General features: G+C 68.1%; 20 protein-coding genes and 6 pseudogenes. 16 read left to right on the top strand and 10 right to left on the bottom strand.

Translation table 11 applies throughout. The annotated features are described in order from the left end of the window. Positions 1-350: 350 nt before the first annotated feature. On the top strand, positions 351-1,364 hold the full coding sequence (locus AB5L52_RS39185) for a DUF6215 domain-containing protein (protein ID WP_369368046.1): 1,014 nt from the start codon (positions 351-353) through the stop codon (positions 1,362-1,364). 258 nt (positions 1,365-1,622) lie between these two features. Here AB5L52_RS39185 and AB5L52_RS39180 read toward each other — a convergent pair whose 3' ends face one another. Next, entirely contained in the window at positions 1,623-1,865 is a 243-nt protein-coding gene (locus tag AB5L52_RS39180; protein ID WP_369368045.1) for a hypothetical protein, read from the bottom strand. 294 nt (positions 1,866-2,159) lie between these two features. Between AB5L52_RS39180 and AB5L52_RS39175 the strand changes: the two genes are divergently transcribed. Then, positions 2,160-2,630 carry a hypothetical protein gene (locus AB5L52_RS39175; RefSeq protein ID WP_351019066.1) on the top strand — a complete coding sequence of 157 codons (471 nt, stop codon included), beginning with the start codon at positions 2,160-2,162 and terminating at the stop codon, positions 2,628-2,630. 154 nt (positions 2,631-2,784) lie between these two features. Here the strand turns inward: AB5L52_RS39175 and AB5L52_RS39170 are convergent, their stop codons facing one another. Then, the gene (locus tag AB5L52_RS39170) at positions 2,785-3,363 is read right to left on the bottom strand and encodes a Type-2Aa cytolytic delta-endotoxin (protein WP_369368043.1); all 579 of its coding nucleotides are present in this window, start codon (positions 3,361-3,363) and stop codon (positions 2,785-2,787) included. A 597-nt stretch (positions 3,364-3,960) separates the two neighbouring features. Here AB5L52_RS39170 and AB5L52_RS39165 point away from each other — a divergent pair. The 5 genes from AB5L52_RS39165 (at position 3,961) to AB5L52_RS39145 (ending at position 7,714) form a co-directional block, all read left to right on the top strand. Further along, on the top strand, positions 3,961-4,812 hold the full coding sequence (locus AB5L52_RS39165) for a methyltransferase domain-containing protein (RefSeq protein ID WP_369368042.1): 852 nt from the start codon (positions 3,961-3,963) through the stop codon (positions 4,810-4,812). 14 nt (positions 4,813-4,826) lie between these two features. Continuing rightward, complete coding sequence (locus AB5L52_RS39160) at positions 4,827-5,132, top strand: transposase (protein WP_351019075.1); 306 nt, start codon at positions 4,827-4,829, stop codon at positions 5,130-5,132. 566 nt (positions 5,133-5,698) lie between these two features. Continuing rightward, positions 5,699-6,040: a hypothetical protein gene (locus AB5L52_RS39155; protein WP_351019077.1), complete on the top strand. Its 342-nt coding sequence runs from the start codon at positions 5,699-5,701 to the stop codon at positions 6,038-6,040. A 174-nt stretch (positions 6,041-6,214) separates the two neighbouring features. Next, a complete protein-coding gene (locus AB5L52_RS39150; protein ID WP_369368041.1) occupies positions 6,215-6,565 on the top strand; it encodes a hypothetical protein in 351 nt (116 codons plus the stop codon). A 54-nt stretch (positions 6,566-6,619) separates the two neighbouring features. Next, the gene (locus AB5L52_RS39145; protein WP_369368040.1) at positions 6,620-7,714 is read left to right on the top strand and encodes an IS630 family transposase; all 1,095 of its coding nucleotides are present in this window, start codon (positions 6,620-6,622) and stop codon (positions 7,712-7,714) included. Positions 7,715-7,954: 240 nt separating this feature from the next. On the opposite strand, the gene AB5L52_RS39140 is transcribed toward AB5L52_RS39145, so the two are convergent. Together AB5L52_RS39140 and AB5L52_RS39135 are read right to left on the bottom strand one after the other, a co-directional pair. Beyond that, complete coding sequence (locus AB5L52_RS39140; RefSeq protein ID WP_369368039.1) at positions 7,955-8,218, bottom strand: hypothetical protein; 264 nt, start codon at positions 8,216-8,218, stop codon at positions 7,955-7,957. A gap of 312 nt (positions 8,219-8,530) precedes the next feature. Next, positions 8,531-8,725 (bottom strand): annotated as a pseudogene (locus AB5L52_RS39135) (helix-turn-helix domain-containing protein); the annotation flags it as partial. Between the two features lie 299 nt (positions 8,726-9,024). Here AB5L52_RS39135 and AB5L52_RS39130 point away from each other — a divergent pair. The 3 genes and pseudogenes from AB5L52_RS39130 to AB5L52_RS39120 form a co-directional block, all read left to right on the top strand. Continuing rightward, a pseudogene (locus AB5L52_RS39130) lies at positions 9,025-9,312 on the top strand (hypothetical protein); the annotation flags it as partial. 322 nt (positions 9,313-9,634) lie between these two features. Continuing rightward, positions 9,635-9,937: pseudogene (locus tag AB5L52_RS39125) on the top strand (SDR family NAD(P)-dependent oxidoreductase); the annotation flags it as partial. Between the two features lie 188 nt (positions 9,938-10,125). Beyond that, positions 10,126-10,503, top strand: a complete 378-nt coding sequence (locus tag AB5L52_RS39120) for a DUF4345 family protein (protein WP_369369042.1) — start codon at positions 10,126-10,128, stop codon at positions 10,501-10,503. Between the two features lie 20 nt (positions 10,504-10,523). Here the strand turns inward: AB5L52_RS39120 and AB5L52_RS39115 are convergent. Further along, positions 10,524-10,750: pseudogene (locus AB5L52_RS39115) on the bottom strand (IS5/IS1182 family transposase); the annotation flags it as partial. A gap of 443 nt (positions 10,751-11,193) precedes the next feature. Next, a complete protein-coding gene (locus AB5L52_RS39110; RefSeq protein ID WP_369368038.1) occupies positions 11,194-11,385 on the bottom strand; it encodes a hypothetical protein in 192 nt (63 codons plus the stop codon). Positions 11,386-11,726: 341 nt separating this feature from the next. On the opposite strand from AB5L52_RS39110, the gene AB5L52_RS39105 reads away from it, so the two are divergent. Further along, entirely contained in the window at positions 11,727-12,746 is a 1,020-nt protein-coding gene (locus AB5L52_RS39105; RefSeq protein WP_351019092.1) for an alpha/beta hydrolase-fold protein, read from the top strand. A 99-nt stretch (positions 12,747-12,845) separates the two neighbouring features. Here AB5L52_RS39105 and AB5L52_RS39100 read toward each other — a convergent pair. Further along, positions 12,846-13,217 (bottom strand): annotated as a pseudogene (locus AB5L52_RS39100) (D-alanyl-D-alanine carboxypeptidase); the annotation flags it as partial. 1,211 nt (positions 13,218-14,428) lie between these two features. Here AB5L52_RS39100 and AB5L52_RS39095 point away from each other — a divergent pair. Together AB5L52_RS39095 and AB5L52_RS39090 are read left to right on the top strand one after the other, a co-directional pair. Further along, entirely contained in the window at positions 14,429-15,958 is a 1,530-nt protein-coding gene (locus AB5L52_RS39095) for an FMN-binding glutamate synthase family protein (RefSeq protein WP_369368037.1), read from the top strand. A gap of 254 nt (positions 15,959-16,212) precedes the next feature. Then, positions 16,213-16,458, top strand: a complete 246-nt coding sequence (locus AB5L52_RS39090; protein ID WP_369368036.1) for a hypothetical protein — start codon at positions 16,213-16,215, stop codon at positions 16,456-16,458. A 25-nt stretch (positions 16,459-16,483) separates the two neighbouring features. Here AB5L52_RS39090 and AB5L52_RS39085 read toward each other — a convergent pair whose 3' ends face one another. Then, positions 16,484-17,641 carry a PP2C family protein-serine/threonine phosphatase gene (locus tag AB5L52_RS39085; protein WP_369368035.1) on the bottom strand — a complete coding sequence of 386 codons (1,158 nt, stop codon included), beginning with the start codon at positions 17,639-17,641 and terminating at the stop codon, positions 16,484-16,486. Between the two features lie 224 nt (positions 17,642-17,865). On the opposite strand from AB5L52_RS39085, the pseudogene AB5L52_RS39080 reads away from it, so the two are divergent. From AB5L52_RS39080 to AB5L52_RS39070, 3 genes and pseudogenes are all read left to right on the top strand, one after another. Then, positions 17,866-18,045: pseudogene (locus AB5L52_RS39080) on the top strand (hypothetical protein); the annotation flags it as partial. A gap of 124 nt (positions 18,046-18,169) precedes the next feature. Beyond that, entirely contained in the window at positions 18,170-18,616 is a 447-nt protein-coding gene (locus tag AB5L52_RS39075; RefSeq protein WP_351019103.1) for a hypothetical protein, read from the top strand. Positions 18,617-19,030: 414 nt separating this feature from the next. Continuing rightward, the gene (locus tag AB5L52_RS39070; RefSeq protein WP_351578877.1) at positions 19,031-19,792 is read left to right on the top strand and encodes a polysaccharide deacetylase family protein; all 762 of its coding nucleotides are present in this window, start codon (positions 19,031-19,033) and stop codon (positions 19,790-19,792) included. Between the two features lie 132 nt (positions 19,793-19,924). On the opposite strand, the gene AB5L52_RS39065 is transcribed toward AB5L52_RS39070, so the two are convergent. Further along, positions 19,925-20,914, bottom strand: coding sequence for a metallophosphoesterase (locus AB5L52_RS39065; protein ID WP_351019109.1), 990 nt, complete (start codon positions 20,912-20,914; stop codon positions 19,925-19,927). Continuing rightward, positions 20,911-21,285, bottom strand: coding sequence for a cupredoxin family copper-binding protein (locus AB5L52_RS39060; protein ID WP_369368034.1), 375 nt, complete (start codon positions 21,283-21,285; stop codon positions 20,911-20,913). Before AB5L52_RS39060 ends, AB5L52_RS39065 begins: the two co-directional genes overlap by 4 nt. Positions 21,286-21,697: the final 412 nt, after the last annotated feature.

The following is a 21,697-nucleotide window of genomic DNA, read 5'->3' as shown; positions in this document are numbered from 1 at the left end:
CCGGGACGGGTTCAAGCTGGACCGGACACGGACACCGGACGGCCCCGTCGCGACGTCCGCTTACCTCGATGGCTGCAAGATGATGAGCGGTCCAGCCCGGTCCTTGTCCTCGAAGATCACAGAACCGGACAACTGCTCCGCCAACGGCCCACCCCTCAGCCGGTGTCCGCGGGAACCGGAGTCCGGGACAGTCGCTGCCATCAGTGGCTGGTACGGCATGGTGTTCAAACTCGACCTGGGTCATTGCGACTACTTCACCCGCACGCGATCCGAAGCGTCCTGAACCCACCAACCGCGGAACTATGGCCTCCGCCACAGCGCGGCTGATCCAGTCCTGGTGAGATCACCGGATGCTCGGTTTCCTCCTCCGTCTCCTGCCGTTCTGGGTCCGCGAGCCCCTGCTCATCGCGGTCGGGTCCGTTCTCGGCGTCCGCATCATCTACCTCGCCGTCCGCGACGATGACCCGGCCGCGGCTGGTCTCGGTGTGGTGTTCCTCGTGTTCACCGGGATTCGTGTCTACACGGTGGTCCGGGCGCTGCGCGCACGCCGGAACCCAAACACGGCGACCACCGCGCCCGCAGTCGGACCGGTGACCGATGCGGCCGCGCAGGCCCAGACCCAGGCGGCAGCCGTGCCGGTTCCGGGCCCGGTCGCTCCGGAGAAGGAGCCCAACGCGTGGGGCCAGGCCGTCGCGGCCGTAGCCGTGTTCGGGGCTCTCGGGGCCGCGTTGTGGGTGGCTCCGCACGTGCTGCCGTCCGCTGACAACACGCCGAAGCCCGCCTCGTGTTCGGCCCAGGAACACGAGGAACTGCCGAAGGCATACAAGACGACGCCCCAGGCTGTGACCGGTGACCAACTGTGCAAGGCACTCAACCGGCCCGATCTCGCCCGGCTCCTCGGAACGCCGGGAGAAACCGCGACCACGGCTTCCGGCAGCAACGGCACCGCTGCCCTGACCAATGGGAAGGTCGCCGAGCCAGAGGCCGAGGTCGTGTTCGACACGTACACCGTGAATATGTCAGCCACCTACAACGAGTTGTCCATAGCCCAGTACGTGAAGCTGGAGAAGATCGGGAACGAGCAGAACATCGAGACGCGTACGATCCTCGGCCGGCCCGCGGTCTTCTCCTCGGATCACACCATGAAGCTGAAGATCAGTCTCGGGACCGGCGGAACCAGCGGCGGCCCCGTCGAACAAGGCCCCCTGGCCCGGACACTGTCTGTGGCCCTCGGCAAAGACGACCGGGGCGGCTCCTACGACATCACCGTGTGGAGCACGTCCGGAGCCCTCCCCGACGACAGCGCCCTGATCGACATCGCCGAGAAGGTCCTCCCGGCACTCCCCGGACGGAGCGCGCGATGAGACGTATTGCCGCAGGCTTGGGCCACCGCCATGGTGGCCGGGATCGCCGTGTACGCCTCGGTATCCGACCCCGGAAAGGCCGTTCGCCCGATACGAGGCCGGGTTTCTGCCCTCGCGGGCGACGCGCCCGTGGACGGACGGCTGCACCCGTGATCTCGTCTCGCCGTGAGTGGTCCAGGCCCTGCTGACGAATGTCGGTGTGGGTGCCGTGTGCGCAGGGGCTCACCGTGTGCCGGGCCGTCACAGGGAGGAACAGGCTTATGCGTTTCGAGGCGCCGACACGGGGAGAACAAGACCGCCGTCCTGGTCGAAGACATCCAGCGTGAGGCGCCGCGCTCCCTCCCGGATCGTCAGGCCAGGCGGATGGTGTCTGCTGGTCACGATGACCAGGCAGCCGGCCGTCGCCGGCGGCAAAGACCAGACCTGGGACGCGTTGGCGGCGTTGTCGAGCACGATCAGCAGCCTGCGGCCGGCAAGCCAGGAACGGAAGGCCGCGGCCATGTGCTCGCCCTCAGCATGAACCGCGTCCGCAGGGGCGCCAAGCCCCCGCAGGAAGCTCTCACGGACCCGCTCGTACCTGACCGGTGCCTGCGGGTCGTAGTCAGCGCGTCGGTCAACGAAGCCTTGCCCGGGCAATGGGATTTGATCCAGATCTCTGACCCCAGCCGCAAACTATCCGCGAGGGTAGATCCGGAGCGCAGCAGGCATCACCCCGCCACCGAAGGCGCCGCGGCGTACCTCGCTGTCCGCTTACCCCACCACCGAAACCGACTACCCGAGAGGACCCAACACCTGATGTCCATATGGCCTTCGATCGTTGCCGTACTCGGTACCCTCGCCGGTGCCCTGACCGCCGGGCTCCTCCAGCACCGTTCGGCACGCACCGCACGCGCCGAGGAGCGCGCCGACAGCCACCGCCAGGACCAGCTCGGTGCCGTCACCGACTTCGCAGCCGCCCTGGACGCGCACCGCTCGGCGATGTTCCATCGGGAGCGTCTGGCCCTGACCGAGGCAGGCACCGAGCACCAGTTGGAGGCCCAGACGAGGTCCCACGACACCCGGGCGGCAATCACCGCGCCCCACATCCGCCTTCAGGTACTGGTCCCCGAGCTGGCCGGCCCCGCCCAGCAGGCCGCAGATGCCACGTACGCGCTGCGCAAGGCCATCGACCGGACCGAACTGGACGCCCGGCGGCATGCTGCCAAGGAAGCATCCGTCGCCTTCATCGCCGCGGCCGCCACGCTGCTGAGCCCCAACAACCGCTGACTGAGGGCGACCACTGCCGGCGCCCTGGCCACCCGGTCCCATACGCCCTACATCCCCGGCGGGCTGCCCACGAAGATCCACCTCACCGCCGACGCCCGCTGCCGGCCTTGACGTTCGTCCTCACCGAAGGAAGCGGCGGGCGATGCCCGGAGGATCAAGCCACGTTCGCCAGCTCTTGGCGCACGACGATCGCGTTGAGCCGGACCGCGAACGGTGCGGTGTCGGTGAGGCTCAGGGTCCCCACACGGGACTTACCAAAGCCGATGGTGACGTCGGCGCAGAAGGCAACGGCGTACAGGTACGCGCCTGCTTCCTCGTCCTGGAGGGTGAAGAGCAAATCGCGGTAGTAGCTCGTGTGGTCCGGGCCCTCCTCGTAGTAGGCCAGCCCCGGTCCGTCCTCCTGCGCCGCAAGACCTGTGAAGGCATCCACAAGGTCTCGCTCGACGGTGTCCCAGAACGGTGCCTGAGCCGCCTCGGGCGGGAGCGCCTGGCGGACCGCCTCCTTGAGGGAGAGCGCCATCACCAGGATCGGCGCCTCCTCCTGGAGACCCCAACCACGGACCATCTTGACGATGTCACTGTCGGGAAGCGCGGCGGCGGCATCGCGAATGTGACCGAAGTCGTAGTTGACTGTGGCGGGCGCGATCGCCTCCTGGAAGGCACGCCCCAGGGCCTCCGCTTGGGCAAGATGAGCCTCTCCCACCTCGGTGACCGTCCTGAAACAGGCTGCCAACTCCCCCTCCTTAAACATTTTGTTGCACCGGTGAGGCATCAGTATGCACCAGCAGGTCGTACTCATCGACGGGCACGAGCCCGTAAGTCACCGCTGCGCGGACACCCCTGCCGACGATCCGCGTGAACTGGTTGAGCAACGCTGACAGGCAGGCCGGCGGAGGCCGGTTGGCGGGGCCGTCCCTGCAGCAGCCGCAGACCTTCGTCGGACTGCGGAGAGGTGTTCCCGATCCGAGTCATGGTCAATACCTGTGGATCCGGGGAGTTCGTCCTTCGCCGATCAGTTGCTTCCGAGCAGTCGTGCTGTGGTCTGGGCGAGTGTCTCGTCACGGGTGTAGGTCGTGTTTGCCAACTGCGGTGGGGCATGAAGGGCTTCGCCGATGCTCGTAGACTCATGACGTGGCATTCATGAGCACCCCGCACTGCTGCTTCCTGTGATCGGAAGGCGTTGAGGGCGATGCCGGACGGCGTCGCCCTCCTTGGTGTGCCTGCTGCGTGAACCACGTTCCCGACGCTGCCCGTTCCTTCCTGAGGCAGTGACGCTCTGGGCGCGTGTGCAGGCATGGTCTCTTCCCTTCACCCTTGCCAGGAGTGCCTCGTGCCCGTGTCGCTTCCCCCTGCCCTCGAACGGTCCCTCGACCTGCTGCGCTGCCCAACGTGCCGCAGGCGCCACCTGCACCCCGCCCGCGGCGCACTGTGCTGCCCGCTGGGCCACACCTTCGACATCGCCCGCCACGGCTACGCCAGCCTGCTGACGGGTACCCGCGCCATCAGCGGCGACGACGCGGCCATGGTCCAGGCCCGAGACCGATTCCTGTCCACCGGCGCCTACGCCCCCATCCGTGAAGTCGGGGCTCACCTGGCGGCCGACGCCGTGTCTGAGCAGGCCACGGTTGTGGACGTGGGGTGCGGCACGGGCTATTACCTGGCCGGCGTACTCGACCAGCTGCCCGGCGCCCGTGGTCTGGGGCTGGACACATCGGTGCGCGCGCTGCGCTCGGCAGCCCGTGCCCACGACCGAGCCGCCGCGGTGGCCTGGGACGTCTTCCGTCCCTTCCCGCTGGCCGACGGGGTGGCTGATGTCATGCTGAATGTGTTCGCGCCGCGCAACCCGGCCGAGTTCCACCGCGTGCTGCGCCCGACCGGCCGGTTGATCGTGGTCCGTCCCACCGGGCGGCACCTGGCCGAGCTGCGCGGCCGGTTGCCTGCGATGGTCACGATCGACCCGGCCAAGGAACAGCGCCTGCACCAGGTGCTGGACCCGTACTTCGAGGCCGCCGTCACCGAACAGGTGGACTACCCCGCGACCCTGGCCAGGCCTGATGCCCTGGACCTGGTAGCGATGACGCCGAGCGCACGCCACGTGCGCCGTGCAGACCTGAACGATGACGGCCTCCTGCCCGATCAGGTCACCATCTCCGTGCTGGCCACCGCCTACCAGCCTCGGTGACCAGACGCGGGCGCATGCGCCTGCTGACCGACGAACAGTGGGCACGCCTGGCGCCCTGCCTTCCCCGCAACACAGGGAAGGCAGGGCGTCCGTTCGCCGACCACCGTCGCATCATCGAAGGGATCATCTACCGCTACCGCACCGGAATCCCCTGGAGAGATCTGCCCCGCGAAGCGTTCGGTCCCTCGCAGACGGTAGGGAAACGCCGTCGCAGGTGGGCGGCTGGCGGCACCTGGGACACGGTTCTGACACGGTTGACCGCCCAGGCGGACTCGATCGACGGAATCGACTGGACGGTCTCGGCCGACTCGACGTGGTGAGCCTCTCGGTGATCGCCTGGGAGGCCCGGGACTGGCCGGGAAGACGGCCCGGAAGTATCTCGCGGCCAAGAGGCCGACGTCACCCCGCCGCTGCGGACATCGAACGGACGGCATCAGAAGCGGATGGCCGTCGAGTTCGCGCCGCTGATCGACCACCGGCAGCCCCTCGCCGTGTATCTCCCTTCCAGAGCGCAGGAGGCCACCACCGCGACCGGCAACTTCGGATTGGACGATCCTCAACGGGCTCACTGTGCAGCCCGACACCGGAGGGATCGCTTCACCGTGCAAACAGGTCCTTCCCTGCCATCGTCGGCCGTCATAGCTTTGGGTTCGGCGGCAGCCATGTACAAGCTGTGGCTTCCGCCCGTCTGTTCGTCGTGCCGTGTGGACTTGCAGAGTGATGTCATGAGCGTCTGGACATGTGTGGGATACGGCACTGCACATGGCACCTCCGGGCAACCATGTCCTGCCGCTTAGGGCAGAGCCGGACCAAGTAGCGGCACGAAGTCAGGGGACCACTTCAACTGCCCCGGCAAGGGGACGCCAACTACGGGGGAAGCACACCCATGCGGAAACTCGGAAAGTTCCGACACGCCATCGCCCTCACTGCCGCGATGCTCGCCCTCTCTGGCGGCGCGACTGTCGCAGCGGCGAGCGCCGCCCAGGCGGCTCCCGCGAGCTGCGGCACGCCGTCCCACCTGGTCTCCGAGAGCGGCAGTCCATACTTCTACTGCACGGGTACCTACGCCGGCTCCTGGTTTGGTACCTCACGGGTGTCCGCGGGCAGTTTCACGACCAGCTTCATGTGCGGCGACAACGGGACCTGGTCCATTATCAAACTCTCGCCCGGCGCGACCAAAACGTTGAACCCGAATGACGAGTGCGTCGAGGTTACGGTCGGCAGCTGACACCGCCCTCCTGGGGGCCTGCCCATGCTAACGCTTCAGCATGGAAATAGCTGACTGCAGCTGGACCATGCGCCGGTCTCAAACCGGATGAAGACCCGATACGGCACCACCACTAAGGTATGCCAACCAACTTGGGAGGGGATCCACTTGAAGGCTGCTCTGAGTAGGACGAAAATGCTGATGGCCGTGGGCGCGGCGACGGCCGGGCTCCTCGGACTTACCGCGACGACTGCCTCCGCCAGCAGTACTTACTACTTCGGCGGCAACGTGGTCAGTCAGCATTGCGAAGCCTGGGTAGTCTCGAACGGCAACAGCTGGAACTGGGCAATCGGGACAGTCGAAGGCGACGCGAACTGCCAGGTCCGGTTGTGGGAGAGGAACATCAATACCAGAGGCCAGACCTTTACTTCGTGGTCAACCAACCAGACGAGTCCGCTGTACCACAACGACGGCGTCCACCAGGTCCGGGTTGAAATGTGGGATGGCACCTCCGGTTCCTACGGCACCGGGATTTGGGTCAACTAGTGTCTCGTAATCCTGTTCATGGAACCTGAGGCTACTGTGATCGTTGAGTCTGGTGTGGATCTCACCTCTGAACAGATGGCAGAACTGCGGGAGTTGGCCGGGTCGCGGGATGTTCCGGCCGATGTGGCGCTTCGCGCACGGATCGTGTTGTGGTCCGGCGAAGGACGCCGGCGCAAGGACATTGCCGAGCTCGCCGGTGTGGCGCCGCTGACGGTGGACCGCTGCAAGGCCCGTTATGCCGCGCGGGGCCTTGCGGGTTTGGAGGAGAAGCGCCGCGGCGGGCCGCGTACCCAGGTGCCGCCGCAGGGGCGGGCTCGGGTGATCGCTTTGACGAGGATGTCCCCGCCGGCGGAATCCGGTCTGTCGCACTGGTCGACGCGGACACTCGCCGACCACCTGAAGCGGCGGGAGGGCATCTCGGTGTCGTGGCATTACGTCGCCCGCATCTGGCGTGAGGAGAATCTGAAGCCGCACCGCTCGGGCACCTTCAAGATCTCGAAAGACCCGGCGTTCGCGGACAAGGTCGCCGATGTCGTCGGTTTGTACCTGGCCCCGCCCGGCGGCGCCGTGGTGCTGTCGATTGACGAGAAGACGCAGGTGCAGGCCCTGGACCGGACCCAGCCAGTGCTGCCGGTGACTTTCGCGGCCACCGAGAAGCGCACCCACGACTATGTGCGGCACGGCACCACGAGCCTGTTCGCCGCGCTGAACGTCACGACCGGTGAAGTGCTGGGCGAGTGCAGGCCGAACCGGAACGGCGCGACCTTCCTGGCGTTCCTGAAGAGGGCCGTCAAGCCACATACAGGGAAGGAAATCCATATCGTCCTGGACAACCTCTCCACGCACACCACCCCGGACGTGAAGGCGTGGCTGGCGAAGAACCCGCACGTCCACTTCCATTTCACCCCCGTCGGGTCCTCATGGTTGAACCAGATCGAGATCTGGTTCGGGATCATCGCCCGGCAGTCCATCCGCCGCGGCACGTTCGCGAGCGTCAACGTCCTGGTCAAACAGATCCGCGACTACATCGACTCCTGGAACGAGAACGCGAAACCCTTCATCTGGACCGCCACCACCGACGAGATCCTCGTCAAGGTCCGACTCGTCCAGACCAGCGTGAAGAAACTCGTCAATAACAACGCGAAGTAACGCAATCAGGATCACGCGACACTAGCTCCTGCTCGAAGTCGTCACTGGTCTCGCCCAACTGGCCGTTACGGACCGGGCGAGGCCAGTAGGCTTGCACCCGTTGATATCGGGGAGCCGGTTCGCCTCCTTCTGGGCCTCGGTGGATGTCCTCGGGTCGCCCTGCGACCGGTGGCGATCACCGGGTTGTCCGGATCGTCGTCCAGACCGACGAAGCCGAGGTCCACCAGGCGCCGAGGTCGGTTACTCGGAGCTTGGCGTAGATCTGGTTGTGGCGCGCGGTGGCGGTGATGTCGCTGGAGCAGAGGCCAGCAGCGTGCCGCCCGCTCCGGGAGTGGTGATGGCCCGCTCCAACTCCTCGGCCATCGCCGGATCATCGGTCTGCCCGATCCGTTCCGCCACGATGAACTGCCCGATCTTCACTTCCGCGGCCTCCAGCCTCGCCACCTCGGCGTCGATCTCGGCAAGTTCCTCGCGCAGCCGCTCGGCGCGGTCGGCCAGCAGCACCCGACGCTCCATCACCCACCCCGGTACGTCCGCCGCAAACAGCCTTCCCGCGCTGGTTCACTCTCCGGAGGCACGAGGCCAACCGCGACCAGGCACCGCGATTCCGGCGAAGCCACCACCCGACGGACGATCACCTGCTGCCGATCGCGCCCCGGCCGGCCCGAGCACTCCACTCCACGCCCCGCCCGCACCAGCCCCTTGTATCCTGCAACTTCGGGATGGAAATTGCTCATTCCGGAATGGCGCCGAGCACCCTCGACTGCCATCAACGCACCTTCCACCGAGCTGGGTTGTGGCAGTGGGAGTGTGGGTGAGTCGAGCGCGTAGGCGGGCCGCGTCCTGGCCGGGCGGGAGGCCGTAAGTGCTGCGGTACTCGCGATTGAACTGGGTTGCGCTCGCGTATCCGACCGCCTGCGCGATCTGAGCCACGGTGGCATCACCGGCGACCAGGCGCCGCCGGGCCTCCTGCAGTCGCAGGTGCTTTTGGTACTTGAGCGGGCTCACGCCGGCGTCCACCGAGCCTGCGAACTCGGCGTAACGCACTTCGACACGGCCGAGCCGTACGGCTTGGGCACCGGCACCGATGAGCAGCTCCTCGGCCGCGTGGTGAAGGGCTTCTGTGAGCCGGCGCCGGCCTGGCTGCTCGCGCAGGGCGACGACATCGCCCCCGTCCCGGGCGCTCGCAGGCCGCGGCGCCTGGCCAAGAACGTGGCCGCCGCACAGGTCACCCCCGCACCCGAGGGCTTCGCCCGCATCCGGCAGATCCAGCCGAACCGCGCGGCCGGCTCCCGCTACCCGCGGCAGGGATGCCGACCTGGCGGTATCCGACAACGTGGCTGCCGGGGCACCACTCTCCGTCCCCCAGGACGCGCTCGCTGCCGGCCACGCGGTCGTCATCAAGCCCGCCGACCACGCCGCCCACGCCTTGGCGCTCCTCGCCGCGCTGCTGCCCGCCTATCTCGGCACCGACGCCACCGCGGTCGTCGAGGGCGGCTCGCCGGAGACCACTGCTGGGCTCCGGCCGTACGGGCACCGGCGGGCAGACCGAGCGCGAGGACAAGTACGTCGCCCCGACCATGCTGACCGATGCCCCGTCCGACGAGCCCGTGATGCACGAGGAGATCTTCGGGCCCATCCTCCCGATCCTGACCGATCCGGGCACTGCTATCCCGCACGGCCCCACCAGTAGGGCCGTCGCCCATTCCCCTACGGCCCCGATCAGTAGGTCCGCCACCCCTATCCCCCATCCCGTACGGCTCGCAGCAGCGTGGCCGTTCATCGAAAGGCTTGAACCCATGTCTCGTCGTCTTGAAGGACTTGAAGGAACCGTCGCCCTGGGTCACCGGGGCCTCCAGCGGTATCGGCCACGCCACCGCCTTGGAGCCCGCCCGCGAAGGCGCGTCCGTCGCCCTGGTCGTGCCCGCCGACATCACCGACGCCCAGGCCGCAGCGGTTGCGGTCGAGCAGACCGTCGAGGGCCTGGGCCGCCTGAACGCCCTGGTCGACAACGCCGGCCTCATGCTGCTGGGGCCCGCCCCCGGCGCGGACCTGAACGACTGGCGGCGCATGATCGACATCAACCTCATGGGCCTGATGTACAGCACCCACGCGGCCGTTCCCCACCTGGTCAGGGCAGCAGCCGAACAGCAACGTCAGGTCGCCGGCATCGTCAACATCGGCTCCCTCGCCGGGCGCCGTGCCTTCGCCATGTCCGCCGTGTACTGCGCCACCAAGTTCGGCGTCGGCGCCTTCAGCGGGGCCCTCACCAGGAACTGGCACGCCAGCACGTCCGCGGCTCCGTCGTCGAACCGGGCATCGTCGACACAGACTGGGCGCCCACACCCCGGCCGCCGTCCAGCAGCTCACCGCCGCCCTGGGCGACATCGAGCGGATGCAGAGCCAGGACATTGCCCCACCGTCGGCTACGTCGTCACCCGCCCCCGGCACGTGGCCGTCGCCGTCGCCGAGCTAAGGGAGCCGCGGCGGGCGACGCGACCGCAGACCACGTGCACCGCTTCATGGCGGGCGTCTATATCGGCTGGGCTCCCCTGTTCTTCTGGGCGGTGGGAACGATCCGTGCGCAAGGGGCACTGGTCCACTTCCTCGCCGTCCCGATCTTCTTCGGAGCCCTCGGGCGAGTGCTCTCCATCGCCCAGAACGGCCTGCCCAGCCGACCGGCAAAGTTCCTCTCCTTCGACGCCTTGGAGCTCATCCCCGCGTTCGTCATCGTCGGGGCGCAGTCCACTGCGCTCCGATCCAGACGAGTACCAGCCGCTGTTTCCTGAGAATTGGAGCCCATTCCGCCTCGGTCGACCGGGCCCCGACCAGCTTTGGGCCGCCTCCGAGCGCCGGGACGTGGAAAGTGTCGATCTCCGCCCAGGACATGTCCAGCCGGTCCGCGGCCCGGAGCTCGGTCAGCAGCGCCTTGTGCACCTCGCCCGGACCTTCGCGTTGATCCAGTCCCGCGTCCCGCAGCCTGCGCCAGCACGTCATGCCCGAGCCGAAGCCCAGTTCAGCGGGCAGCCGCTCCCAGGTCCTGACCGCGCGTACCGGAGTACCGGACAGCGAGCGGGGAGTACTCCCCGCTGTGGGGTGCTTCCTGATCGGTTCGTCGCGCTGCGCGCCCGCGAATGCCGGCGCACTGTCACGGTGAGTGAGCGTCACGACCGCACCTGTGACCATCCAGAGGGGGCTTCATGTCCCACAGCTCCGGCCGGCCCAGCCGTCCCGTCGATCGCGTCTGGCAGGAGGCCCTGCGGGAGTTCGGCCGCCCGGTGGCTGTCCTCCCACGGCCCGAGCCCGGCTGGCGCCGCCTGGTAGGCCAGGGGTCGGTCGACGGCCTCCTCCGGCGTCTCGACCTCGGATTTTACGCGGAGCACACCATGCTGGTGCAGGTCACCACCCAGCGGCGCCTGCCCGAGCACGTCCGTGTGTCCTCAACGTGTCCTCAACCCTGGGACCGGCGCGGTGCGTGCTCAGGCGACCCAGGGCTGCTCGCCGGCGAGGCGCTCCAGGTGGGCGTCGCGGGCTTCCTCCCACAGCACGCCGGACTCCGCAGCCGGGCAGCCCTTGGCAGCGATGTCCTCCAGCACCGAGGCGAGGACGTCGACCCGCGCGCTGGTCGGCCGCGTAGGCGCGCACCGACGCGGCGGCTCCAGGATGCCCACCCATCAGGGGGATGTCCCTCATGACCTGCGGAAACGCCGGACAGGCCGATGCGTCGCTCGGACTCGACTGCCGGCGTCCGGTGCCCCTCGAGACGCCGAGACCTGCGAGCCGGCCTGCGGTCCGGTTGTCGCGGTTTCGTATTAAAGACCTGCTGGACGGCTTGATGGAGCAACCTCCGGCCTGGCACGCCCATCAAACGGGGCGGAAGTGACCTTGTCGCCCTCTTTGGGGCAGTACCAGCCGGAGCCGCAAGATGAGAAACCGATCCGCCGGAGTCCACCGGTCCCGTGGCCGACGCCGCGCGTCCCATGCCCGCCGTTGGATCGTCGGGACGGTGTCCATGGCCACGCTCGGACTGGTCGCCTGGCAGGTGATGAGCCACTACCAGATCCCGCCGTTCACGGACAAGGGCGATCCCGTCAACTACGACCAGGCCGGCAGCGCGCAGCACGGGAAGAGCGCGAAGGCCGCCGACTCCAAGACGCTGATGCCAACGGGCCCCAAGGCCGAGTTCAGGAACGTCAAGACCCTGAGCGACGGTACCCACGTCAGCGTCGTCACCCTGGACGGACCCAAGTCCGGGTTCAAGGGCAAGGTGTGGGTCTGGGCGCCCAAGGAGTACCAGGACGCGAAGTTCGCCGCGAGCGGCTTCCCCGTGATGATCGCCCTGCCCGGCGGTCCCGGCAACGACAGCAACTACTGGTCGGTGGGCGAGTTCGGCCCGGACAGGCTCTCGCTGGAGAAGAGCATCTCCAAGTGGTACGAGCAGGGCAGGAGCAAGCCCTTCCTGCTGGCCATGCCGATCCTCAATCCGGGACCGGACACACACGGAATCTACTGGGACGCCAGTGACATCCCCAACCAGCCGAAGATGGGCACATGGCTGACAGAGGACGTCCCGGACCTGATGAAGGCCAACTTCCGCACCATCAAGGACCGTGCGGGCTGGAGCTACATGGGTTCCTCCACCGGTGGCTTCGCGAGTCTGAAGGCTGTCCTGAAGCACCCCGACAAGTTCAAGACCGCCATCGCCAACGGCCCCGACATCGTCCCCGACTCCCCGCTGTGGCGGGGCCACGAGCAGGAGATGCGGGAGAACAATCCCAAGGTGCTGGCCAAGCGGCTGGCGGCCGCCAAGGGGCCGGATGTCTACGTCGCGTTCCAGGTCGGTACGAGGGAGAACGCCGCGACCATCAGCGCCATCAAGAACTTCATGGCCACCTACGGAAAGGGCCCGGTCCACACCAGGTTGTGGGAGATACCCGGCGGCACCCACAACGGCGCCACCTATCTGAAGCAAATGGAGGGGCCCACGCAATGGATCAGCGAACAGATGGAGGGCCCCACGCCGTCCTCCTGAGCCCGGAGTGCTGCGCGGGCCTGGAGGCCGCTGCGGGCGAACAAGGCAACGCGGCGCGACGGTGGCGGCCGGGATGCGGTCGGCCCGGGACACCGTGTGGACGATGTCCGACAGCGGCGCCGACGTGTGCTGGGCCACCGCATCGTCCGTGGTGCGCGCCGCGGCGCGGGTGACGTCGCCGGCGGCCGTGACTCCGTGCGCGGCGAGTTGCCTTGCGAAGACCTGCCCGGCGTCGATGGAGGTGTCCTGGACGCCGGGCCCGTCGACGACCAGCGCGCGGACCGGGGCGACGGCGTCGGGGTAGTAGCCGTCGTTCCAGCCCTTGGCCCGGATCGGCTCGGGGAACAGGCTGTCGTCGACGGTGACCTTCGCAGTGGTCCGGCCCGCGGCCTTGAGTCCGGCGATTGCGGTCTTCGCCAACTCTGCGAGGTCGGTGGTGGTCACGGTACGGTCGCCGCCCCCGACGAGGGTCCGGGCGCCAGGCCGAGGCCGACTCGAAGGGCCTGATCAACTGGGCCGCAAACGTCGACTCCACCGTCTGCCGGGCCCACCAGCACGCCGCCAGGGCTTCCAAAAGGGACACCTGCAAAAGGCGCCGCCCGGCGGCATCGCCGTCGAGCAGGGACAGAAGCCGCTGTCGGCGCTGATCACAACCGGACAACGAGGTGAATCCCCGCAATCCGATCCAGTCCTGGAGGCCATCCCCGTGCCCCGGACCGGTCCCGGCGGCCCGGCAAGCGCCCGGACCGGGTGTGGGCAGACAAGGCGTACGACAGCCGAGCAACCGGGTCGTCGTAGCCACCAGGTACGACACGCGTGCCGTCCGTTACGAGGCGACCGTGCTGGTCGCATTCCTCAACTAGCGGCTGTGACCAGCACTTTCCCATCGGATCCTAGGAGCGGATGAGCGTGCGCGCTTGCTCGGTCCACCCCAACACGGCCTTGGCACCGCAGCTCTCGGCGACCGACTGGGCCCCGTCGAGGTGAGGCAACGCCGCCGACGGGTTACCGGTTTCGGCCGCGAGATGGGCCAGCGCCACGAGGCGGCCGCTTCCCCTGGTCGGAAGCCGATCTCCCGGCGCAGTGTCACCGATTCGGTCAACCGCTCGCGAGCCTGATCGAAACGGCCTGCGTCCTTGTCGGCGAAGCCGAGATGCCGAATCGCATAGGACATCGTCATCCGGTCATCGACAGAATTCGCCAGCGCGTACGACTGCTCGAAGTATGGCCTGCCCGCAACGCCGTCGCCCTTCACCACCTGGTGCCCGCAGCCGAACCTGGTGCCAGCAGCCGCCCCAGAACAACGCGTCCGCCTCGTCCTCCTCGCCGGGATCCGCTTCAGCCTGATCGACCATGCGCTCGCCCTCCCCCGCGAAGGCACGCTCGGGGCGACGGATCCGGAGGGGTTCTGCCAGCTCAAGCGGGACCTCGCCGCGGTCGTCAGCGCGAAGGCGCTCTTCCCATCGCTTCCCTCCGGCGCGAAGCCGCAGCCGGACCAGCCCCCTGATCACAGGACTGCCCGAGCGGCCTCTTAATATCGTTTCGCATTCTTCGACGGGCGCTGACGGACGCTGATGGCCGCTGGGCCGTGCCCGCCGTCCAACGCCCAACGCCCAACGCCCAACACGACACAACGACTCCACCGCATGGCGATGGAGTCGTGCATCGAGGAGGAACGTTCAATGCACGCCCGGAAGGTCGGTGCGGCCGCCGCAACAGCAGTGGCGCTTCTGGCTGCCCGCGACCTCATCCAGAAGAGGCACGCACTGCTCCGTAACTTCCCGGTGATCGGGCACGCCCGGTACCTGTTGGAGACGATCGGGCCGGAGCTGCGGCAGTACATCGTGACGTCCAACGAGGAGGAGCGCCCGTTCAGTCGTGACCAGCGCACCTGGATCTACGCGTCGGCGAAGGAGGAGAACAACTACTTCGGGTTCGGAACCGAAGTCGACGTGGAGCACGTGCAGGGGCACGCCTACCTGAAGCAGCGCACGTTCGCCGGTACTCTGCCCGACGCACACGACCCGCAGGCGCCACTGCCGTCGGCCAAGGTGCTGGGCGGGCCGCGCGGGCGCGCCAAGGCGTTCCGGCCGGCGAGTGTGGTGAACATCTCGGCGATGAGCTTCGGCTCGCTCTCCGGCGCGGCCGTCACGGCGCTCAACAAGGGGGCGGCACTGGCGGGCACGATGCACAACACGGGCGAGGGCGGTCTCTCGCCGTACCACCGCAACGGCGGCGACCTCGTCCTTCAGATCGGTACGGCGTATTTCGGCTGTCGCAACGAGGACGGCAGCTTCAACCTCGACAAGCTCAAGGACGTGGTCTCCGGTGCCCCGGTCAGGGCGATAGAGATCAAGCTCTCGCAGGGCGCCAAGCCGGGGCTGGGCGGGATGCTGCCGGGCGCGAAGGTGACCCAGGAGATCGCCGCGATCCGCGGCATCCCGGTCGGCAAGGACTGTGCCTCCCCGTCGCGGCACACCGCGTTCAGCGACGTCGACTCGATGCTCGACTTCGTCGAGCTGATCGCCACCGAGACCGGTCTGCCGGTCGGCATCAAGAGCGCGGTCGGAGAGATGGGCTTCTGGCAGGAGTTGGCCACGCTGATGGCGCGTGGTGACCGTGGTGTCGACTTCGTGACCGTCGACGGGGGTGAGGGCGGCACCGGGGCGGCGCCGCGCATCTTCGCGGACTCGGTGTCACTGCCGTTCCGGATGGGCTTCTCCCGTGTCTACGGCACCTTCGCCGAGCTGGGGCTGACCGACGAGCTCACCTTCATCGGCTCCGGCAAGCTCGGCCTGCCCGACAACGCCGCGGTCGCCTTCGCTCTGGGCGCCGACATGATCAACGTGGCCCGTGAGGCGATGCTGTCCATCGGCTGCATCCAGTCGCAGAAGTGCCACACCGACACATGTCCCACCGGCATAGCCACCCAGAACCCGTGGTTGGCCCGCGGCCTCGACCCGACCTCGAAGGCCACCCGGGCCGCTGTCTACCTGCGTACCCTGCGCAAGGAGCTGATCAAGGTTTCGGCGGCCGTCGGCGTCCCCCACCCGGCACTCATCACGGCCGAAGACATCGAGATCATGAACGGTGACTACGAGGCCCGCACCCTGGCCGGCGTCTACGGTTACAAGGACGGCTGGGGCGAGCTCGGCCCGCACCTCGCCGATGAGATCACGGCACTGCTCGCCACCAAACCGACCGCCGATTAGCCGTCTATCAGAAGCCGGCCGTCCGCCGCGCCGACAGCGACAAGCGCCGCGCTCAGGGCTCCCCCGCGAGATCCGGGGCTGGGGAATCTTCGTCCACGGATTCGCCCTCGGAAAGGACTCGCCGGCCGCATCAAGGTTCAGGACACCGTCCGTGCGGCAGCTTTGATGGCGGAAGGAGGAACTCCGGCAGACCTGCTGGTGGGGCGCTCATGGGGAGGCGCCGCCATCGCCGCAGCGGCCGAGGATCGCGCGCAGTGTTTGTCGGCGGGAGGACCCTGGTCCTCAAGCGTGCCTTCGTCGACGACGTCCACCAAGCTCGCCTGCGCTACCGGATACGCGAGTTGCACCTGCCGTTGCTCGTCATGCATTCGCCCACCGACAACACCGTCGACGTCGCCAACGCCGGGGAGATCGCCCGCGAGGCACGACACCCGCGAAGCTTCGTCTCACTCGCAGGAGCAGACCATCTCCTGACCGCACGAGGACAAGCGCGCGGATGAGGGACCGGCTCTCCGGAGAGCGCTGTCAGGCGTCGTCCCGGTCCGAGAAGTGCCTGCGGACCAGGAGGAAGGCCATGTCATCGCGAGGCTCGTGGCCGGCGAAGTCCATCAGGTCCTGCTGCAACCGCTCGATGAGCTGGGGAGAGGGCAGGGCGGCCCAGGAGCGGAGCCGTGCCGCGAGTGGATAGTCGGCGCCGTCCGCGTTCCGGGTCTCGGTCACCCCATCCGTGCACAGGGCCAGCCGGTCCCCCGGGGCGAGGGGGATCTTCTGCTCGCTGCGGGAGTCCGGGGCCAGTTCGTCCAGCCCTAGGGGCAGTCCCGGGGTGGTGAGCTGTACCTCGGCGGCGCTGCCCAGAGTGAGCAGGAACGGCGGGACGTGCCCACAGTGCACGATCAGTGCGTTCCCGCCGGGATCGAGCTGCAGCAGCAGCGCGGTGACGAAACGGCGCCCGCCATGCTCCCCGCCCTCTTCCGCGTCCCGCTCCGTCCGCTGGTTGTGCCGCAGCAGGGCCTGCTCCAGCCGGTCGGCCACACCGAGCAGGGAGGGCTCGTGGTAGGCGCACTCGCGGAAGGAGGTCAGGACGGTCATCCCTGCCTGGAGCGCCGACAGTCCCTTGCCGCGTACATCGCCGATGAGTACCCGTGTGCCGTGCCGGGTGGACAGCGCCTCGTAGATGTCACCGCCCACCAGCGCCTCCCGCGTGGAGGAGTCGTAGAAGCCGTCGACCGTCGCATCGTCGGTGTGCAGAGGAAATGGGCGGATCAGGAACCGCTGGACGGTCTCGGAGGCGGACAGGGCCTGCGCGAGGAGATGATCGCGCTGCCGGCGCAGCGCACACAGCCGTAGGAGGGCGGCGCCTATGGCCACGTTGCCCGCGAGGACGGCGTAGCTGGTCAGGAAACCGGCCTCCTTCCAGCTGTAGATGTACATCGCGGCCGTTGCCGCGAAGAATGCCACGGTCACGATCACGGTCTGCCGCACCGTGCAGTACATGGCAGCGATGACGGCCGCGATCACGGACACCTGGATGATCCGGAAAACCGGCCCGGTCGCGAGGTCCACCAGCAGGACCACGAGGATCGCGACTACCAGTCCTGTGGTCAGGGCCCAGCCGCCCGTATCCGACGGGCGCCGTAGACGAGAGCGCCCGCCTCGTGCGGCGTCACTCGTTCCGCGAGTCATGCGACTCCCTTCGCCGATCGGTGATCGGCCCCTCCACCCTCGCATGACACTCCCGGGGGAGCCAACGGCAGTCACTCACTGTTCCCAGTCCGGGAACCAGGACGGACCACACGGACCGGCGACGCCGGCGGATGGAAGTTCGCCCAGGTCAGCGGCTTTCGCCGACAGCCCAGCGGGGCACCGACGGATTGAGGTTCGTGAGGTGACGGAATACCCGTGGCTGCAGTCAAGCCCCGCAGGCGCTCGTACACGGCATCCCGCCCTTCCGCTCACGCCGCGGGCCACGGCGCCGACGCCCGGCCGACCTGCACGCGGACAAGGCTCACCGGCTGCTTCCTGACCCTTTCCTGGCTATCACCGCGCCTGCAGCCGGCCTCATCTGCTACCGCGGACTCCCCAATTGAAGTGGGCAGACGCCATCTCAGGTCCGCCCGCCCCTGGAGCCCTTGCGGTTGGTGAAGACATTTGACAGCCCCGACTGGCGGAATATTGACTCCCCCTGAAACACATTCACGATGACGGGGAGTCATGCGAAAGACAGTCAAGACCCTGATGCTCGGTGCGGCGCTCGCGGGCGCCGTTGTACTGCCCAGCGCCACGGCGGCGTCCGCCGCGTCGGACCCAGTGCAGCGGCCCGCTTGCGGGAGCTACAAGTTGCCCGACGACCACGCGTGCCTCATGGCCGTGCGCGGGAAGCAGGTCAACGGCTGGCGGGTGACGGTCAATCTCCACGCGCAGAAGAAGAGCGGCCACGACTGGGTGTTCGGCGCGGCCTGGGTCGGCAAGGGCGGACACGTGTGGGTCGAGCGGCAGCATGCCGGGCACATGCAGACGCTGGGCCGTACGACCGCGCTGGGCGACGGTGCCGTGTCGATGGGGTGGGACCGGGCGGTCTACGACGGGCCGGGCTACAAGGCCAGGGCCTGCGCCGACATCAAGGGCGGCCAACTGCGCGCGTGCACGGACTGGTACTGAGGGGCTCATCACCCCTGCCTGTGCCGGTAGAGGTTCGGGCATCCTCCGGCGCCCACACGGACTGGCACGAAGAAGTCCGCACCGACCTGACCGCCTGCCTGCTCGACCCTCACACTGCTGTAGCTGCGCCCCCGGTGCCTGGCGTTCGGCTCTCGGTGCGATACCGCGTGTCCTCGACATCTGCGGGCAACGGGCACGGCGTCGGGGCCTTTCCAGGTAAGTCGGGGCCTTTCCAGGTAAGAGGAACGCTTGAATATCGGCAGGCTGCGGACCGCCTTGCCACCGGTTTCGCGCCGCCGCTTGGGCTTCTCTTACCTCTCCCGACCTGCGCCGACGCGCGCGGATCCGGACGACCGACCAGACTGGAATTGGTCAGTCCGCCGGAGGGCGAGGCCACGACGGCGAGGTATCACGATGACTGCCAGGCCGGGTCGGCACCGTACGGTGGCGGCTCTCGCCGCCACCGCCCTGTCGGTCGCCGTATGCCCACTCGGCACGGCGACGGCGGCACCGCAGCACCCGCCCCTCACGCGCGCCGCGCACACCCACACCGTCGACTGCCGGGCCGTCAAATGCGTGGCCCTCACCTTCGACGACGGCCCGACCCAGTACACGGCCGCCCTCCTCACCACCCTGGAACGCAGCCATGCCCTCGCCACGTTCTTCCTGATCGGACCGCACGCGCTCCAGTACCGCGCGGACGCGCTGAGGGAGTACCGGGACGGCGACGCGATCGGCGACCACACAGTCACCCATCCTCACCTCACGCTTCTGCCCCGCCCCGGGATCGACCAGCAGATCGACGTCGCGGCGCAGCAGATCGCCTCGGTCACGGGCCACAGGCCGGTGCTCTTCCGGCCGCCCTTCGGGGCGTGGAACGCCCGTGTGCGGGAGGCGGCCGGCGCCGCGGGCATGGCGGTGGTGCTGTGGAACGTCGACCCCCGGGACTGGAAGCACCACGACCCGGCCTTCATCGACCGGGCCGTCCTTGCCGGGGTGCGGCCGGGCGCGATCGTCGTTCTGCACGACCGCTACGCGACGACCCCGCCGGCCGTGCCCCGTCTGATCGACGTGCTGAGGGCCCGCGGATACGACCTCGTCACCGTCCCCCAGCTCTTCGCCACCAGCGGTGGCTTGCGCAGCGGCGTGGTGTACCACCACGGGCCGGGCCCGTGACTCGTCATCCGCTACGGCGTGCCCGTCCCCGGCCTGGTCACACCGACGTGCTGGTGGACATCCTTGCCACCCGCTGAGTCGGAGGAGTCCTCCCTTGCTCAGGCCAGCCTGTTGTTCATGCCCGCCTCATGTTCATGCGAGCCTCTTGTCCTTGATCGCCAGTTCCCGGTCGCCCTGCCGGTAGCCCACGGTGCGAATGCCCAGCGCAGCCTTGAGCTGTCGGGCGGGCACGACCTGGGGAGTGGGGGCGGGGGCCCGTCCCGGCTTGGGCAGTGGGTAGGCGGTGGTGGTGGCGGAGTGGAAGGTGATGTTGCCCTCTGTCTTGGTGAACAGTTGGTGGACGTGTCCGTTGAGACAGGTCACCGAGGAGAAACGGCGCAGGAGCGCGATCACCTTCAACGCGTCGTCCGTGCTCCAGCCCCACTGGGGGTACATGGCGAAGAGCGGGATGTGGCTGAAGACCACTATCGGGGTGTCCGATGACAGCCCCGCCAGGTCTTTGCGTACGAAGTCGATCTGCTCGGTGCCGAGGTGACCCAGCTTTTCCAGGCTCAGAGTGTTGACCAGGGCGATGAAGTGCACTCCGTGGGTGTCGAAGCTGTACCAGCCGTCGCCGAGCGTGCCCTTGCCGAAGATCCGCCGGTATGCGCGGCCCGCGTCGCCGATGGAGTCGTGCTCACCGGGCACGGTGAAGACGCGGTCCGTGCGCAGCCTGGTCATCATCTGCCTGACCTGATCGAACTGGTCCGCCTTGGACAGGTGTGTCAGGTCACCGCTGTGCATGACGAAGTCGGGCCGGAAGCCCAGCATGTTGACCTGGTCGACCGCTTCGGCGAATGAACCGACGACGTCCATGTTCGCCGGCCCATGGAAACCTATGTGGCTGTCGGAGACCTGCACGAACCGCAGGGCGCCGCTGGTCACCGCGGCGGCCTCGGCGCCGGTGCCCCGGGAGCCGGCGATGTGGCTGATCACCTCTCCGCCGGCCACGGTCAGCACGACCGCCCCGCCGAACCATCCCGCGTGACGGATGAGTTGACGTCGTGTCATGCCGTATTCCCCGGCGGGCTGTTCGTCGGCACCGCCCGGGACTGGATCCTGGACGTCACGGTACCCGGTCATCGGGTCACCTCCACCTTGGCTGTCATGAAGGGATGGATGGTGCAGAGATAGGTGTAGGTGCCCGGCTTGGTGAACTGGTAGCTGTAGGTGGCGTGGGTGGCCAGAGCGGGCGAGTGCAGCGGCCCGCCCGATCCGGCGCTGGTGACGGTGTGGGCGTCGGTGTCCTGGTTGGTCCACGTCACCGTCGTGCCCGCTTTGACCTTCAGCGTGGCCGGGGAGAACGCGAAGTTCTTGATCGCCACGGTGTCCGAGGCCACCGGCGCATCGGCTGCGCCCGCCGTCGGCGAGTTCATCGGCATGCTCATGCCGGACTTCGGCGAGGCGCCGGGTGCGGTGCTCGCCGCCTGTGCCGACTCGGAGGCACCGGGCATCCCGGCCACCTGACGCTGACCAGGACCGGGCGTGATGTCACCGGCCGCTGTGGAGTGTGAGGACTGGCCGCACGCGCTCAGGAACCCCAAGGCGGCTGCCGTCACGACTGTGAGCCCGGCCGCGACGCGTGATCGTCGACCGACATGACCAAGGTTCGGGTACATGGTGATCATTCCTCGCCGATCAGGAAGAGGGGGGAGGTGGTGGCCGAGCACGTGCGATGGCCGTGCGTCCCGTAACGGGCCCGGCGAGCGAGGTGTGTCGCGGCGGCAGTGCAGCAGCGACGCTCGTCGGCGATTTGCCATGATTTGCCGTGCAACTCGGCTCTTGTCTGACTTCACGAGCGACGGTGCCGCCCGGTTCGACCCATGTACGCCTTTTCTTCGACTTTCTTTGTGATCTCCCCGGATC

The sequence above is a fragment of the Streptomyces sp. CG4 genome, assembly GCF_041080655.1.
Lineage (GTDB): Bacteria > Actinomycetota > Actinomycetes > Streptomycetales > Streptomycetaceae > Streptomyces.
The sequence above is the reverse complement of the archived record's forward strand: the minus strand, read 5'-3'. Positions and strand labels throughout refer to the sequence as shown.